Consider the following 14,899-nt stretch of genomic DNA (forward strand, 5'->3'; position numbering starts at 1 on the left):
GCTGGAACGCTGCGCCGATGGCGGCAGCAATGAATCGGCACCGCGCTGAGCGGGCCGGAAACGAGAAGTGACCAACAACAAACATGCCTCCCGGGGCATGTGCCCCCCACGGTGACGGATGGAACCGAGTATGGGCAATTGCAAGCAAATACAGCGTAGGACAACTGCCCATGCTGAGCATGCCCCAGTCGGTTGTCTGCGTCTGTCCCCCCGTGGGGTGATGAACTGCAGCTTAGGGGGTCACAGCCCCAGCGACTCCTCGACGCCCAGGTGCACGTTCATGGCCTGCACCGCGGCGCCGCTGGCGCCCTTGCCCAGGTTATCCAAGCGGGTCAGCAGCAGAGCCTGGTGGGCATTGGCGAACACGAAGATGTCGACCCGATTGGTGTCGTTGCAGGCCTGTACGTCGAAGAAGCCTTCTTCGACCGTGGCCGGATCGCCGCCCAGCGGCATCACGCGGATGAAGGCTTCGCCGGCATAACGTTCGGCCAGCGCATGCCGCAGTGCGGAGGCGTCGGTGCCGGGCTTGAGTTGCGAGAGGTGCAGCGGCACGCTGACGGCCAGGCCCTTGTAGAAGTTGGCGACCACCGGCAGGAACACCGGTGGCTGCTGCAGCCCCGTGTGCGCGGCCATTTCGGGCAGGTGCTTGTGGGCCAGGCCCAGCGCATAAGGGCGCGGCGCGTCCAGACGGACGTCACCGCCTTCCTGGTATTGCTCGATCATCTTCTTGCCGCCGCCAGAGTAGCCGGTCAGCGAGGTCGCCGAGACGGCGGCATCCGCCGGCACGAGGCCAGCGTCCACCAGTGGCCGCAGCGCCAGGATGAAGGCGCTGGCGTGGCAGCCGGGATTGGCAATGCGCTTGCTGGCGCGGATCGCGTCGCGCTGGCCCGGCGCCAGTTCGGGCATGCCGAAGGTCCAGCCAGGCACCGTGCGGTGCGCGGTGCTGGCGTCGATCAGGCAGGTATTGGGGTTGTCGACCAGCGAGACGGCTTCGCGCGAGGCCGCGTCCGGCAGGCAGAGGAAGGCCACGTCGGCGGCATTCAGCAGCCGGGCGCGCTCGGCGTTGTCCTTGCGCTTTTCGGCGTCAATGCGCAGGACTTCGATGTCCGGCCGGCGCGCCAGGTATTCATGGATGCGCAGACCGGTGGTGCCTTCCTGGCCGTCGACAAAGACTTTGTAGCTCATGCGATCCTCATTCGGTCGTCTTGGAATGGCTTGCGCCAGAATCAAGGTCAACTTCACAGCATACGGCATTGACCCGGCGATTTGCATGACCAAGCTTTTGACCGAGCCCAGGGTGCTGCTGCTGCCGGGCTGGCAGAACTCCGGCCCCGCCCATTGGCAGAGCCGCTGGGAAGTCCTCTACGGCGACGAGCGGGTGCTGCAGGCTGACTGGGACTGGCCGCGCCGGGGCGACTGGATGGCGCGGCTGGACGAGGTGCTGCTGGCCGACGCACGGCCGGCGGTGCTGGTCGCGCACAGCCTGGGCTGCCAGCTGGTGGCCGCATGGGCTGCGCACTCCAAGCACACCGCGCGGGTCGGTGCCGCTTTGCTGGTCGCGCCGCCGGACACCGAGCGCGAGGACATGCCACCCCAGCTACACAACTGGCAACCCATCGCGCGCAAGCCGCTGCCGTTCCCGGCCGTGGCCCTGGTCAGCAGCGACGACCCGTTCTGCAGCCTGCCGCGAGCCATGCAGATGGCTGCCGACTGGGGCGTGGCCTGCCTGGCGCTGGGGCCGCTCGGTCACCTGAACGGCGACTCCGGCCTGGGTGACTGGCCGGAGGGCAGGGCGGTGCTGCAGCATCTGATGGCGGACCCGGATGACGCCGGGGAAGATCACGGCGGCGAAGACAAAGTGTCATGAACCCGGGCTGAATCCCGGCCATCGCTGACAATCGCCGCATGGCAACAAAAAAACCCAAGGGCCTCGGGATGGGGCTGGAGGCCTTGCTGGGCCCCAAGGTCAGCGACGCCCCTGCCGCGGCCGCGGCGCGTGACGGTCACCCCTCGGTGTTGAAGATCGCCCAGCTCCAGGCTGGCAAGTACCAGCCGCGCACGCGCATGGACGAAGGCTCGCTCTACGAGTTGGCCGAGAGCATCAAGAGCCAGGGCATCATGCAGCCCATCCTGGTGCGTCCGCTGGACACGCCGGGCCATTACGAGATCATTGCCGGCGAGCGCCGCTTCCGGGCCGCGCAGTTTGCCGGGCTGACCGAGGTGCCGGTGCTGGTCAAGCCGGTGCCGGACGAAGCCGCCGCGGTGATGGCGCTGATCGAGAACATCCAGCGTGAGGACCTGAACCCGCTGGAAGAAGCACAAGGGCTGAAACGACTGGTCGATGAATTCGGCCTGACGCACGAGCAGGCGGCGCAAAGCGTGGGCCGCTCGCGCAGCGCCGCCAGCAACCTGCTGCGCCTTTTGCAGCTCAGCGAGCCGGTGCAGAAGATGCTGATGGCGGGTGACGTGGACATGGGCCATGCACGGGCCCTGCTGCCGCTGCCGGCAGCCCAGCAAATCCTCACGGCCAACGAGATTGTTGCCAAGAAACTCTCGGTTCGCGAGGCCGAGAAGCTGGCCACCAAGGCGCTGAACCCGGGCCGGCAGACGCCGCTGCTGCGGGTGGCCGGCGAAAAGTCGCGCGACATCGTGCGCCTGGAAGAACAGCTGGCCGACAAGCTGACGGCCGATGTCGAGATCCGCGTGCAGCGCAAGACGCGCCGCGGCGAGCAGGGCGAGGTCGTGATCCGTTTCGGCTCGCTGGACGAACTGGCCGGCCTGCTCGACAAGCTGGGTGTGACCGAGCGCTGAGCCGCGGCGCCCGGGGCATTTCCGGGCGTTTGGCAGGGGACCCCCTGCCCTGGGGCGGGCCCGGTGCACCAACTCGGCCCCGCGCCGTGCGCGGGGCCCCTGTCGGCATACGAAGCGCCGTATGGGTCGCCGTATTGGTGGCAGCCCTGTCGTCCGCTGCACGGGTTGTGGCGTTTGTCACGTCATGGCCTTCGACCTGTGTTGCCAAGGCGCTCCCTGTCCTCACCCTCTTGCACCTTGCCGCAAACGGCGCGAAGATGGTTTCACAACGATGACACAAAGGCGCCGCGTCCAGCAGGTTCAGACCGCGCCAAGCTGCTTGTCTGGCACACCTTATGCAAGTTGTGGCGATCAGGCAGTGATGGTGGAAAGCCCTTGAAAGCACCGTCTTTTCACGCGTTTGACACACTCACTTCAGTCGCAATCTAAAGCCTCGCAAAGCACACGAATCACACGTCTCTGATCGGAACGCTCTGATGGCGCCCGGGCTCAGTCAAGCCGGGACTTCATCAAAACTTTCCAGCCGCTGATCGGTCTTGCAACCGGCAGCGCCTTCCCTGCACAGGAGGTCCCATGGACGTGATCAGCAGCTTCGCAGCCCGGTTCGAACGTACCCGTGAAGAGGAGATATCCCTCGAGGACTATCTCAACGAGTGCAAACGCAATCCTCTGGCCTACGCCACCGCCGCCGAGCGCATGCTCAAGGCGATTGGTGAGCCGCAGATGGTCGACACGCGAAACGACCAGCGCCTGTCGCGGCTGTTCGCGAACAAGGTCATCAAGATCTATCCTGCCTTCGCCGAGTTCTACGGCATGGAAGACGCGATCGAGCAGGTCGTGTCGTATTTCCGACATGCCGCTCAAGGCCTGGAAGAAAAGAAGCAGATCCTCTATTTGCTCGGCCCCGTCGGCGGCGGCAAGAGCTCCATCGCCGAGCGCCTGAAGGCACTGATGCAAGAGGTGCCTTTTTATGCAATCAAGGGCTCACCGGTCAACGAGTCGCCGTTGGGCTTGTTCGACCTGATCGAGGACGGCCCGATTCTCGAGAGCGAATACGGCATTCCCCGCCGCTACCTGAACCGCGTGATGAGTCCGTGGGCCGTCAAGCGGTTGGAGGAATACGGCGGCGACATCCGGCAGTTCAAGGTCATCAAGCGCCACCCCAGCATCCTCAAGCAGGTCGGCATTGCGAAGACCGAGCCAGGGGACGAGAACAACCAGGACATCTCTTCGCTGGTGGGCAAGGTCGACATCCGCAAGCTCGAAAGCTACGCGCAGGACGATCCGGACGCCTACAGCTACTCCGGCGGCCTGTGCCTGGCCAACCAGGGCCTGCTGGAATTCGTCGAAATGTTCAAGGCGCCCATCAAGGTGCTGCACCCGCTGCTGACCGCCACGCAGGAAGGCAACTTCAAGGGCACCGAAGGCTTTGGCGCCATTCCGTTCGACGGCGTGGTGCTGGCCCACTCGAATGAAAGCGAGTGGAAGGCCTTCCGCAACAACAAGAACAACGAAGCTTTCCTGGACCGGATCTACATCGTCAAGGTGCCTTACTGCCTGCGCGTGTCCGAGGAAGTGAAGATCTACGAGAAGCTGCTCAAGGGCTCTTCGCTGGCTGGCGCCACCTGCGCGCCCGGCACCTTGAAGATGATGAGCCAGTTCGCCATCCTCACGCGGCTGAAGGAGCCGGAGAACTCGTCGCTGTTCTCGAAGATGCAGATCTATGACGGCGAGAACCTGAAGGACACCGACCCGCGCGCCAAGAGCTACCAGGAGTACCGCGACTACGCAGGCGTGGACGAAGGCATGAGCGGCATCTCGACCCGCTTTGCCTACAAGATCATCTCCAAGGTCTTCAACTTCGACTCGCAGGAGGTCGCGGCCAACCCGGTGCATCTGATGTATGTGCTGGAGCAGCAGATCGAGCGCGAGCAGTTCCCGGCCGATCTCGAGCAGAAGTACACCGCCTTCATTAAGGAGCAGCTGTCGCCGCGCTATGCCGAGTTCATCGGCAAGGAAATCCAGACGGCCTACCTGGAGAGCTACAGCGAGTACGGCCAGAACATCTTCGACCGCTACGTCACCTACGCTGACTACTGGATCCAGGACCAGGAGTTCCGCGACACCGACACCGGCGAGGTCTTCGACCGCGCCTCGTTGAACGGCGAACTGGAGAAGATCGAGAAGCCGGCCGGCATTGCCAACCCGAAGGATTTCCGCAACGAGATCGTCAACTTCGTGCTGCGCGCCCGCGCCAACAACGCCGGCAAGAACCCGCTGTGGACCAGCTATGAGAAGCTGCGTTCGGTAATCGAGAAGAAGATGTTCTCGAACACCGAGGAACTGCTGCCTGTCATCAGCTTCAACGCCAAGGCCAGCGCCGACGAGGCCAAGAAGCACGAGGACTTCGTTGAGCGCATGGTGCGCAAGGGCTACACGCCCAAGCAGGTGCGCTTGCTCTGCGAGTGGTACCTGCGCGTACGCAAGTCGAGCTAGATGGGGCCCCCGGGCAGGCGGGTACGCCTGCCCGCCCCCCGAGGGGGCCGCGGGCCCGGTGGAATGAAGCCCCCAGATCTGCCGCGTTGCGGCAGGCCCCCCGAGGGGGGCAAGAAGCCTAGGGGCGGCCCGTCGGCTTCTTGAGAGCGGCCCGGCGCTCGGCCCGCGTCTCCTCCGGCCACGGGCATGGTTTGTTGTCACTGCGTTTTTGAACTGACCTGAGCGAATCAGGCAATCCAGGAAAGGCCCTCATGCTCCAGCAGATCATTGACCGGCGGCTGGCGGGCAAGAACAAGTCGATTGGCAACCGCGAGCGATTCTTGCGGCGCCACAAGGACCAGATCCGCGACGCGGTGCGTCGCGCGGTCGACGGGCGCGGCATTCGCGACCTGGAGCGCGGTGAAGAGGTGCGCATCCCGAAGAAGGACCTGACCGAGCCGATGTTCCACCATGGCCAGGGTGGCCAGCGCGAAATGGTGCACCCTGGCAACCAGGAGTACGTCACTGGCGACCGCATCGAGCGCCCCAAGGGCGGTGGCGGCAAGGGCAGTGGCAAGGGTCAAGCCAGCGACTCTGGTGAGGGCGACGATGATTTCGTGTTCTCGCTGTCACGCGAGGAGTTCATGCAGGTCTTTTTCGAAGACCTGGCGCTTCCGCACCTGATCCGAACCCAGCTCGCAGAGGTGCCTGAATGGAAGTCGCACCGCGCAGGCTATTCCAGCGATGGCACGCCGAACAACCTGCACGTGGTGCGCTCGATGCGTGGCGCCTTGGGCCGCCGCATTGCCCTGGGCGGCGAGTCGCGCCGCGAACTGCATCGGCTTGAAGAGCGGGTCGCCTTCCTGAAGCGCAACCCGAGCGATGACGAGGTCATCCAGAAGGAGCTGCGCGAAACCGAGGAACGCATTGCCGCGCTCAAGGCCCGGCTGGGCATGATCCCTTTCCTGGACCCGATCGACCTGAAGTTCCGCAGCCGCGTGCGCACACCGGTGCCCACCAGCAAGGCGGTGATGTTCTGCCTGATGGACGTTTCCGGCTCGATGGACGAGCAGCGCAAGGAGCTGTCCAAGCGCTTCTTCATCCTGCTGTACCTGTTCCTGACCAAGCACTACGAGAAGATCGACCTGGTCTTCATCCGCCACCACACGCAGGCACAAGAGGTCAGTGAAGACGACTTTTTCCACGCGCGCGAGACCGGCGGCACGGTGGTGTCCAGCGCACTGGAGCTGATGAGCCAGATCATTGCGCAACGCTACAACCCGACCGAATGGAACATCTATGGTGCCCAGGCCAGTGACGGTGACAACTGGCACCACGACTCCGGCCGCTGCCGAGAGTTGCTGACCGAAAAGCTGCTGCCGGCCTGCCGCTACTACGCGTACGTGCAGGTCGCGGAAGAAGAACAAAACCTGTGGGAGGAGTACAACCGCCTCACGGCGTCCCACAAGAACTTTGCGATGCGCAAGGCTGTAGAAGCCTCGCAGATCTACCCAGTCTTCCGTGATCTCTTCAAGAAGGAAGGGGCGACTGCATGAACACTGCCACCACGCAACGCGAGTTCTCCCAGGACCGCCGTTTCGCCGACAAACCGGCCAAGATCCCTACCGACGGTGACCGTCGCAAGCCTCGCATGTCCTTGGAGTCCCCCTTGCCTTCACCCCAGCGGCCCGAGCGGCCCTTGTCAGATCCCAGTGACTGGTCGTTCGAGCTGATCGAGCAGTACCACGACGTGATCCGGTCGACCGCCAGGCGCTTCGGCCTGGACACCTATCCGAACCAGCTCGAGATCATCACCGCCGAGCAGATGATGGATGCCTACGCCAGTGTGGGCATGCCGGTGAACTATCGGCATTGGAGCTACGGCAAGGAGTTCATCTCCACCGAGAAGAACTACCGCCGTGGCCACATGGGCCTGGCCTACGAGATCGTCATCAACTCCAACCCCTGCATCAGCTACCTGATGGAGGAAAACACGATGGCGATGCAGGCGCTGGTGATCGCCCACGCTGCGTATGGCCACAACAGCTTCTTTAAGGGCAACTACCTGTTCCGCATGTGGACCGACGCCGCGTCCATCATCGACTACCTGGTCTATGCGAAGAACTACGTTGCCGAGTGCGAAGAGCGCCACGGCGTGGAGACGGTCGAGCTGTTCCTCGACTCCTGCCATGCGCTGCAGAACCACGGCGTGGACCGCTACCGCCGGCCCAGCAAGAAGTCGCTCGCCGAAGAGCTGGCCATGCGCAAGGACCGCGAGCACCACGCGCAGCAGCAGGTCAACGACATCTGGCGCACGCTGCCGCGCAAGGCCGAAGTGGCCGAAGAGGAAAAGCAGGCCAAGCGCTTCCCGGTCGACCCGGAAGAGAACCTGCTGTATTTCATCGAGAAGAATGCGCCGCTGCTGGAGCCCTGGCAGCGTGAGGTCGTGCGCATTGTGCGCAAGGTCGCGCAGTATTTCTACCCGCAGCGACAGACCCAGGTCATGAACGAAGGCTGGGCCACTTTCTGGCACCACAAGCTGCTCAACACCATGTACGACGACGGCTTCCTGACCGACGGCGTGATGATCGAGTGGCTGAAGTCTCACACCAACGTGGTCTACCAGCCGCGCGTGGGCGACCGCGGCTACTCCGGCCTGAACCCGTATGCGCTGGGCTTTGCGATGTACACCGACATCAAGCGCATCTGCGACAAGCCCACCGAGGAAGACCAGCAGTGGTTCCCGGACATTGCCGGCAAGCCCTGGCTGCCGGTGCTGGACCAGGCCATGCGCAACTACAAGGACGAGAGCTTCATTGGCCAGTACCTCAGCCCCAAGCTGATCCGCGACTTCCGCCTGTTCGCCATCAGCGACGACGAGAAGCAGAGCGAGCTGGAGGTCAGCGCCATTCATGACGACACAGGCTACCGCCGTGTGCGCGAAGCGCTGTCACGCCAGTACGACCTGGGCACCCGCGAACCCAACATCCAGGTCTGGAACGTCAACCTGCGCGGCGACCGTTCGCTCACGCTGCGCCACACCCAGCACAACGACCGCCCGCTCGACGACGGGGCCAACGAAGTCCTCAAGCACGTTGCCCGCCTGTGGGGCTTTGGCGTGCACCTGGAAAGCGTGAATGGCCAGGGTGACGTGACCCGACGCTGGAACGTGCCTGCGCCCTGAGCCAGGGATTCATCTTCAAGGAGCGTACGAACACTGTCGGCGCCGATCCACCCACCCTGCCGATTCAATATTGACCCGGGGATGGATGCCAACCGCGTGGCGGTCAGCTGTGGATAAGTGTAGGTCTGCGGCTGTTTCGTTGCTCTCCTAACGTTAGTCAGTTCGCGAGGGATGCCGCGCAGGGCGGAGCCCGTAGCGGCATCCCTCGTGGTCCTCGCTCAACTGTCCGCCTCCGGTGGTGGCTGCTTGTCGAGCCGGCGAGACTGCTCACGCGCCTTGATGCGCTTCTTGGCCACGGCGCTGCTGTGTAGGAAGCGATGGCTCTCGTTGCCCGTCTCGATGATGTGGCAGTGATGCGTGAGCCGGTCCAGCAAGGCCGTGGTCATCTTGGCGTCGCCGAACACGCTGGACCACTCGGCGAAGTCCAGGTTGGTCGTGATCATCACGCTGGTGTGCTCGTACAGCTTGGACAGCAGGTGGAACAGCAGCGCTCCGCCCGCCTGGCTGAAGGGCAGGTAGCCCAGCTCATCGAGGATGACCAGGTCCATGCGCAGCAGGCTCGCCGCAATGCGCCCGGCCTTGCCACTGGCCTTCTCCTGCTCCAGCGCGTTGACCAGATCGACCGTCGAGTAGAAGCGCACCCGCCGGCCATGCCGCGTGATGCCGGCCACGCCGATGGCTGTCGCCAGGTGCGTCTTGCCGGTGCCGGGCCCGCCCACCAGCACGGCGTTGTGCGCCGCGTCGGTGAACGTCAGCTCGGCCAGCGTGTGGATCAACTTGCGGTCCACTGGCGAGACGTCGAAGTCGAAGCCCGCGAGGTCACGGTGCACAGGGAACTTGGCCGTGTGCATCTGATGGCTCACCGAGCGCATGGCGCGGTCTGTGGTCTCGGCCTGCAGCAGGTGTTCGAGCAGCCAGCGTGAGCTCTCCAGTGCTGCCCCGCCCGCACCGCCACCGCCTTGCTCCACCAGATCGGCCCACGCGCCGGCCATGCCGTGCATGCGCAGTTGCTTGAGTTCGACGGCAAGCTCACGCATGGTCGGCCTCCTCGGCGATACCGCTGTTCAGGCTGTTGCCGCGCAGGCGGTCATAGCGCTCAGTGTCGGCCAGCGGCTTGGTGGCCACCTGCAGCCCCGTGGCGGCGTTCTCCGGCATCGGCGCACCGTTCAGCCGGCCCAGCACGTTGAGGACGTGCTCGACGCTGACCCGCCGCCCTCGTCGGGTGCCTTCCAGCGCCAGTTCGACCGCCACCAGCACAGCATCGAGCCCGGCCGTCGGCACGATGGCCAGCACCTGTGCCATCACGCGGTCGCCGCCCGGGTCACGCAGGAGTGCCCGACGCAGTTGCTGCAGCGGCTCGGGCATGTCGGCGAAGGGCGCCCCGTTGCGCAGCGCGCCGGGCTTCCTCTGGATCAGCGGGATGTAGTGCTGCCAGTGGTACTGGGTCTGGCCACGGTCGCTCAGGCGTTCATGGCTGGCCACGATGTCGTCGCCTGCCACGACGACGATCTTGCCTGGGTACAGGCGCGTGCTGACCGTCTGGCCGGCCAACTCGCAGGGCACCGAGTAGCGGTTGCGCGCCACCCTCACCAGGCAGGTGCTGGTCACGCGTGCCGGGCTCTCGACATAGCCGTCGAACGGCTCGGGCATGGGCATCAGGTGCGGCCGCTCGTGCTCGAGCATCTCGGCCACGCTGAACTGGTCGTGCTCGGGGTGGCGGACCTCGTCCCACAGGGCCTTGCACCGGTCACCCAGCCAGGCGTTGAGTTCGACGAAGCTGCCGAACTTGAGCTTGGCCGCGTCGATCCAGATGCGCCGGCGGCTGTCCTGCACGTTCTTCTCGACGACGCCCTTCTCCCAGCCCGAGGCGACGTTGCAGAAGTCGGCGTCGAACAGGTAGTGCGCGCACATCACGGCGAAGCGCTTGTTGACGACGCGGCCCTTGCCCTTCTTGACCTTGTCGACCGCCGTCTTCATGTTGTCGTAGATGCCGCGCCGGGCGACGCCGCCCAGCGCCGCGAACGAACGGGTGTGCGCGTCGAACAGCATCTCGTGACCTTGGCTGGGGTATGCCACCAGCCAGAAGGCTCGGCTGGCGCACAGCTTGAGGTGCGAGACCTGCATCCGGTAGTAGATGCCGCCCACCACCAGCCCCTCTTCGCTCCAGTCGAACTGGAAGGCCTCGCCCAGTTCGAAGACCAGGGGCACGAAGGCCTTGGTGGACACGGACTGCCCCTCACCCTGGCGCCACGCCCGGATGAAGTCGGTGACGCGGCTGTAGCCCCCGCTGTAGCCCTCCAGCTTGATCTGGGCGTGCAGGGCCCGCGCCGTGCGCCGCTCGTGGCGCGGGCGGTGCGCGTCCACCTTGAGTGCTTGCTTGATCGTCTCGTGGAACGGCGTGAGCTTGCCCGGCATCTCGCTGCGTCGGTAGCTCGGCGCCTCCAGCGCCGCCGCCTTCAACCACTTGCGGACCGTGTTGCGCGACCAACTCGTCAGCCGCACGATCTCCCGAACAGACTTCTTCTCGCGGAAGTACATCCGCTTGACCTTGCCAATCATGGCCATGGTGATCACTCCTTCCCCCTGCTCAAGAAAGAGGCAGGGTAGGTCGAACACCCGGGTCAAATTTGGATCGGCACTATCGCTGTAAGTGGGTCAAATTTCGGTCGGCGCCAACATACGAACACCCCCGAATGTGGGGATGACCTGCATGACGGGTTGGATTAACGTGCGCGCGCGGGGCGATTTGCGGAGGGCAAAGACGCCCGCCGCAGATAACACTCCATTTCCACCGTCATGAAATTCGATTCTCGCCAGGTATTGGCGGCGGCTTGCACCGCCCTTGCTTCTGTGGCCCAGGCTTCAGACTTCTCCGGCAACTTCGACCTGACCCCGCAGGCGCGGGCATTCCTGGACAAGCGCGTTGAACGCCTGCATCTTCAGTCACCTTCGCGCGCTGTGCAGGCCAGCTATATCAAGGTGGACAACGTCGCCCCCACGCTGACGGCTTTCTCGACCGGCAAGACCGATCTGGATTCCAGCAAGGGAGCGGCCCAATTGTTGGTCAATTTCACGGCCAGCGATGATTTTGCCGGCGTCAGCCAAGTCACACTGTGGGTGCAGAACGCGACCAACTACAGCTCGAACTTCGCCACTTTTGCGGTGGGATATCCCGACAAGACCATCAAGGGCAAGCTTGCCATCGATGCGTCCAACCTGAGCACCGGCACTTGGTCGATCACCTCCCTTCAGGTCTCTGACGCGGCGGGAAACGGGAGGGTCTACGATGCTGCAGCGCTGGCTCAGTTTGGTGGATCGACCAGCTTCAACGTCGTTGGTGCCTCTGGTGACACGCAGGCTCCTACGGTGGTCTCCGGCAAAGTGCTCACGCCTACTGTGAGCTTGTCGGCCCTGCAGAAGGGTTCCTACTCCAACCAAGCCATGGCTGGATTCAGTGTCACTGTGCAAGACACGGCCGAAGACAAGGTGTCCGGTGTCCGCATGGCCAGTGCCACCTTCTGCTCTCCTAGCGCCTACGATTGCCTTAGCTTCACCAACGCCGAATCCGCACGCGGCCTCGGCAAGGCCGAAATTCGCATGGCGACCACGCCTTATTACTACTATCAACCGACGGGCGACTACAAGCTGACGACGCTCAGCGTAACCGACTTCGCTGGTAACAGCCGTATGATGACCAGCATCGAGGACGGTGGCGACACCGACTTCAGCACCATGTTCCCGTCGACTACGATCACGCTGGTGCCTTGATTGTCTGCACGTTGATGTGACCATTGGGGCCGGCGCATGCCGGCTCTTCTCAATTCAGGTGCCTGAATTCACATCTGAAAAATCTTCCCCGGATTCAGGATGTTGTGCGGGTCCAGCGCCTGCTTGACCGCGCGCATCATCGCCACCGCGCCTTCGCCGGTTTCGTCGATCAGGAAGCCCTGTTTGTGAAGGCCAATGCCGTGTTCGCCGGTGCAGGTGCCTTGCGCGGCGATGGCACGTTCGACGACGCGGCGATTCAGGTCTTCGGCCAGCTCGCGCTCGGCCGGCAGCGCCGGGTCGATCAGGTAGGCGATGTGGAAGTTGCCGTCGCCGACGTGGCCGACGACGAAATGCGGCAGGCCGGCGGCTTCAGCTTCGGCGAGTGCACTGGTCACCATCTCCGCCAGGCGCGAGATCGGGACGCAGGTGTCTGTTGTGACAGCGCGGCAACCGGGTTTCATCTGCAGCGCTGACAGGTAGGCGTGATGACGCGCAGTCCAGAGCCGGGTGCGCTCTTCCGGCGTGGTCGCCCACTGGAAGTCCTGACCACCCCAGTCGCGCGCCAGTTCCTGCACCGTGGCGGCCTGTTCCTTGACACTCGCGTCGCTGCCGTGGAACTCCATCAGCAGCATCGGCGCTTCCTTCAGGCCGAGATGGTCGTTGTGGTTGACCGCCCGCACTGCGTGCGTGTCGAGCAGTTCGCAACGGGCGATTGGCACGCCGAGCTGGATCAGCTGGATGGTGGTGTTGACGGCCGCGCCCACGTCCTCAAAGAAGCAGATGGCCGCGGCCACGCATTCGGGCAGCGGATGCAGCTTCAGCGTGACCTCGGTGATGATGCCCAGCGTGCCTTCGCTGCCGACCATCAGCCGCGTCAGGTCGTAGCCGGCGCTGCTCTTGCGCGCGCGAGTGCCGGTGCGGATGACCTCGCCGCTGGCGGTCACCACCTCGAGCGCCAGCACGTTCTCGCGCATCGTGCCATAGCGCACAGCGTTGGTACCGGACGCGCGCGTCGCACTCATGCCGCCGATGGAAGCGTCCGCGCCCGGGTCGATGGGGAAGAACAGCCCCTGGTCCTTGATCTCGTGGTTCAGCTGGCTGCGCAGCACGCCGGGCTGCACGGTGGCCGTCAAGTCTTCGGCGTGCACGCGCAGCACCTGGTTCATGCGCGACAGGTCCAGGCTGATGCCGCCTTGCACGGCCAGCAGGTGGCCCTCCAGAGACGATCCGGCGCCGTAGGCGATCACCGGTACACGGTGCGCGGCCGCCAGGCGCACGGCCAGCGCCACGTCCGAAGTGCTTTCGCAGAACAGCACGGCCTCGGGCGGCAGCACGTCGAACGGCGACTCGTCGCGGCCGTGCTGTTCGCGGACCGCCAATGCGGTGCTGCAGCGCTCGCCGAAATGTGCGCGCAATTGCGACAGCAGCTCGGCCGGCACCGGTCGAGCAACCTGGTTTGGCATCAGTTGAGGGGCGTTCATGTCGTGATTCCTGTGCGGTCCGGTCGCGGTCTTCAGCGACCGCCAGACACATCAATGAAGGTGCCGGTGCAATACGAGGCTGCGTCAGACAGCAGCCACAGCACCGCGGCCGCGACCTCTTCGGGCTGTCCGCCTCGGCCCATCGGCACGCTGGCTTCCAGCCGCTGCACGCGGCCGGGCTCACCGCCGCTGGCGTGGATGTCGGTGTGGATCAACCCCGGGCGCACGCCATTGACGCGAATGCCCTCGGCCGCGATTTCCTTGGCCAGGCCGATGGTCAACGCTTCGACCGCGCCCTTTGATGCCGCGTAGTCCACGTATTCACCGGGCGCGCCCAGTTTGGCCGCCATCGAGGACAGGTTGACGATGGCGCCGCCCGCGCCGCCGTGGCTGCGCGCCATGCGGCGCACCGCTTCGCGCGCGCAAAGGAAACTGCCGATCACATTGGTCGCCAGCACCTGCTGCAGCCGCGCCGCCGTCATGTGTTCCACACGCATCTGCGGCGCCAGCATGCCGGCGTTGTTGACGAGGCCGTTCAGCCGGCCCAGGGTTTCATCCACCGCCGCGAACATGCGCAGCACCTGCTCTTCCTGCGACACGTCCGCCTGCAGCGCGATGGCCTTGCCGCCCGCTGCCGCGATGCGCTCGACCACCTTTTGCGCCGAGTCCTCGTCACGGTGATAGTTCACCGCCACGGCATGGCCGGCTGCAGCAGCGGCGAGGGCCACCGCAGCACCGATGCCACGGCCACCGCCGGTGACCAGCAAAACAGGAGGTGGGATGGAAGCGGGCGAGGGCGCAAGCGAACTGGGCATGCTGGCAATCTAGCCCAAAACGCTTGTGAAGGCGGCGCCGCTTAACATCGCCGCATGGCCAATCGACTCTCACAAATCGCCACCCGCACTGGCGACGACGGCACCACCGGGCTGGGCGACGGCCAGCGCGTGCCCAAGCACCACCTGCGCATTGCCGCCATGGGCGACGTGGACGAGCTCAACTCGCAGATCGGCGTGCTGCTGGCCGAACCGCTGCCGGACGACGTGCGCGAGCTGCTGGTCGTCGTCCAGCACGAGCTGTTCAACCTCGGCGGCGAGCTGTCCATTCCCGGCTACACCTTGCTGAAAGCCGAGGCGCTGGCCGGGCTGGACGCCGCCCTGGCGCACTACAACGCGGCCCTGCC

12 protein-coding genes are annotated in these 14,899 nt (G+C 64.7%); 7 read left to right on the forward strand and 5 right to left on the reverse strand.

Going from position 1 to position 14,899, the window contains the following annotated elements:
* Positions 1–240 precede the first annotated feature (240 nt).
* Positions 241–1,185: an N-acetyl-gamma-glutamyl-phosphate reductase gene (argC, locus tag FKP22_RS06825; RefSeq protein ID WP_141286444.1), complete on the reverse strand. Its 945-nt coding sequence runs from the start codon at positions 1,183–1,185 to the stop codon at positions 241–243.
* A gap of 85 nt (positions 1,186–1,270) precedes the next feature.
* On the opposite strand from argC, the gene FKP22_RS06830 reads away from it, so the two are divergent.
* The 5 genes from FKP22_RS06830 (at position 1,271) to FKP22_RS06850 (ending at position 8,470) form a co-directional block, all read left to right on the forward strand.
* A complete protein-coding gene (locus tag FKP22_RS06830) occupies positions 1,271–1,867 on the forward strand; it encodes an RBBP9/YdeN family alpha/beta hydrolase (protein WP_141286446.1) in 597 nt (198 codons plus the stop codon).
* A 38-nt stretch (positions 1,868–1,905) separates the two neighbouring features.
* The gene (locus FKP22_RS06835; RefSeq protein WP_141286448.1) at positions 1,906–2,811 is read left to right on the forward strand and encodes a ParB/RepB/Spo0J family partition protein; all 906 of its coding nucleotides are present in this window, start codon (positions 1,906–1,908) and stop codon (positions 2,809–2,811) included.
* Between the two features lie 573 nt (positions 2,812–3,384).
* On the forward strand, positions 3,385–5,307 hold the full coding sequence (locus FKP22_RS06840) for a PrkA family serine protein kinase (RefSeq protein WP_141286450.1): 1,923 nt from the start codon (positions 3,385–3,387) through the stop codon (positions 5,305–5,307).
* Positions 5,308–5,558: 251 nt separating this feature from the next.
* Positions 5,559–6,842, forward strand: a complete 1,284-nt coding sequence (locus FKP22_RS06845) for a YeaH/YhbH family protein (protein ID WP_141286452.1) — start codon at positions 5,559–5,561, stop codon at positions 6,840–6,842.
* Positions 6,839–8,470, forward strand: a complete 1,632-nt coding sequence (locus FKP22_RS06850; protein ID WP_141286454.1) for a SpoVR family protein — start codon at positions 6,839–6,841, stop codon at positions 8,468–8,470. Before FKP22_RS06845 ends, FKP22_RS06850 begins: the two co-directional genes overlap by 4 nt.
* Before the next feature lie 218 nt (positions 8,471–8,688).
* Here FKP22_RS06850 and istB read toward each other — a convergent pair whose 3' ends face one another.
* Together istB and istA are read right to left on the reverse strand one after the other, a co-directional pair.
* Positions 8,689–9,507 (reverse strand): IS21-like element helper ATPase IstB, encoded by an 819-nt coding sequence (gene istB / locus FKP22_RS06855; RefSeq protein ID WP_141286456.1) that lies wholly within the window; start codon positions 9,505–9,507, stop codon positions 8,689–8,691.
* On the reverse strand, positions 9,500–11,035 hold the full coding sequence (gene istA / locus FKP22_RS06860; protein WP_141286458.1) for an IS21 family transposase: 1,536 nt from the start codon (positions 11,033–11,035) through the stop codon (positions 9,500–9,502). Before istA ends, istB begins: the two co-directional genes overlap by 8 nt.
* Positions 11,036–11,266: 231 nt before the next feature.
* Between istA and FKP22_RS06865 the strand changes: the two genes are divergently transcribed.
* A complete protein-coding gene (locus FKP22_RS06865) occupies positions 11,267–12,238 on the forward strand; it encodes a hypothetical protein (protein WP_141286460.1) in 972 nt (323 codons plus the stop codon).
* A 68-nt stretch (positions 12,239–12,306) separates the two neighbouring features.
* Here the strand turns inward: FKP22_RS06865 and FKP22_RS06870 are convergent, their stop codons facing one another.
* Positions 12,307–13,719: an FAD-binding oxidoreductase gene (locus FKP22_RS06870; protein ID WP_141286462.1), complete on the reverse strand. Its 1,413-nt coding sequence runs from the start codon at positions 13,717–13,719 to the stop codon at positions 12,307–12,309.
* A 32-nt stretch (positions 13,720–13,751) separates the two neighbouring features.
* Entirely contained in the window at positions 13,752–14,534 is a 783-nt protein-coding gene (locus FKP22_RS06875; protein ID WP_141286464.1) for an SDR family oxidoreductase, read from the reverse strand.
* A gap of 54 nt (positions 14,535–14,588) precedes the next feature.
* Between FKP22_RS06875 and FKP22_RS06880 the strand changes: the two genes are divergently transcribed.
* A partial coding sequence (locus tag FKP22_RS06880) for an ATP:cob(I)alamin adenosyltransferase (RefSeq protein ID WP_141286466.1) occupies positions 14,589–14,899 on the forward strand: 311 nt, incomplete at its 3' end.

This window comes from Ideonella azotifigens, assembly GCF_006519715.1.
In the GTDB taxonomy this organism is placed as follows: Bacteria; Pseudomonadota; Gammaproteobacteria; order Burkholderiales; family Burkholderiaceae_C; genus Ideonella; species Ideonella azotifigens.

Coding starts and splice junctions, on each gene's coding strand:
- FKP22_RS06830 (WP_141286446.1), top strand. CDS start 1,271: ATGACCAAGCTTTTGACCGAGCCCAGGGTGCTGCTGCTGCCGGGCTGG.
- FKP22_RS06835 (WP_141286448.1), top strand. CDS start 1,906: ATGGCAACAAAAAAACCCAAGGGCCTCGGGATGGGGCTGGAGGCCTTG.
- FKP22_RS06840 (WP_141286450.1), top strand. CDS start 3,385: ATGGACGTGATCAGCAGCTTCGCAGCCCGGTTCGAACGTACCCGTGAA.
- FKP22_RS06865 (WP_141286460.1), top strand. CDS start 11,267: ATGAAATTCGATTCTCGCCAGGTATTGGCGGCGGCTTGCACCGCCCTT.
- FKP22_RS06875 (WP_141286464.1), bottom strand. CDS start 14,534: ATGCCCAGTTCGCTTGCGCCCTCGCCCGCTTCCATCCCACCTCCTGTT.
- FKP22_RS06850 (WP_141286454.1), top strand. CDS start 6,839: ATGAACACTGCCACCACGCAACGCGAGTTCTCCCAGGACCGCCGTTTC.
- istB (WP_141286456.1), bottom strand. CDS start 9,507: ATGCGTGAGCTTGCCGTCGAACTCAAGCAACTGCGCATGCACGGCATG.
- FKP22_RS06870 (WP_141286462.1), bottom strand. CDS start 13,719: ATGAACGCCCCTCAACTGATGCCAAACCAGGTTGCTCGACCGGTGCCG.
- istA (WP_141286458.1), bottom strand. CDS start 11,035: ATGGCCATGATTGGCAAGGTCAAGCGGATGTACTTCCGCGAGAAGAAG.
- FKP22_RS06845 (WP_141286452.1), top strand. CDS start 5,559: ATGCTCCAGCAGATCATTGACCGGCGGCTGGCGGGCAAGAACAAGTCG.
- argC (WP_141286444.1), bottom strand. CDS start 1,185: ATGAGCTACAAAGTCTTTGTCGACGGCCAGGAAGGCACCACCGGTCTG.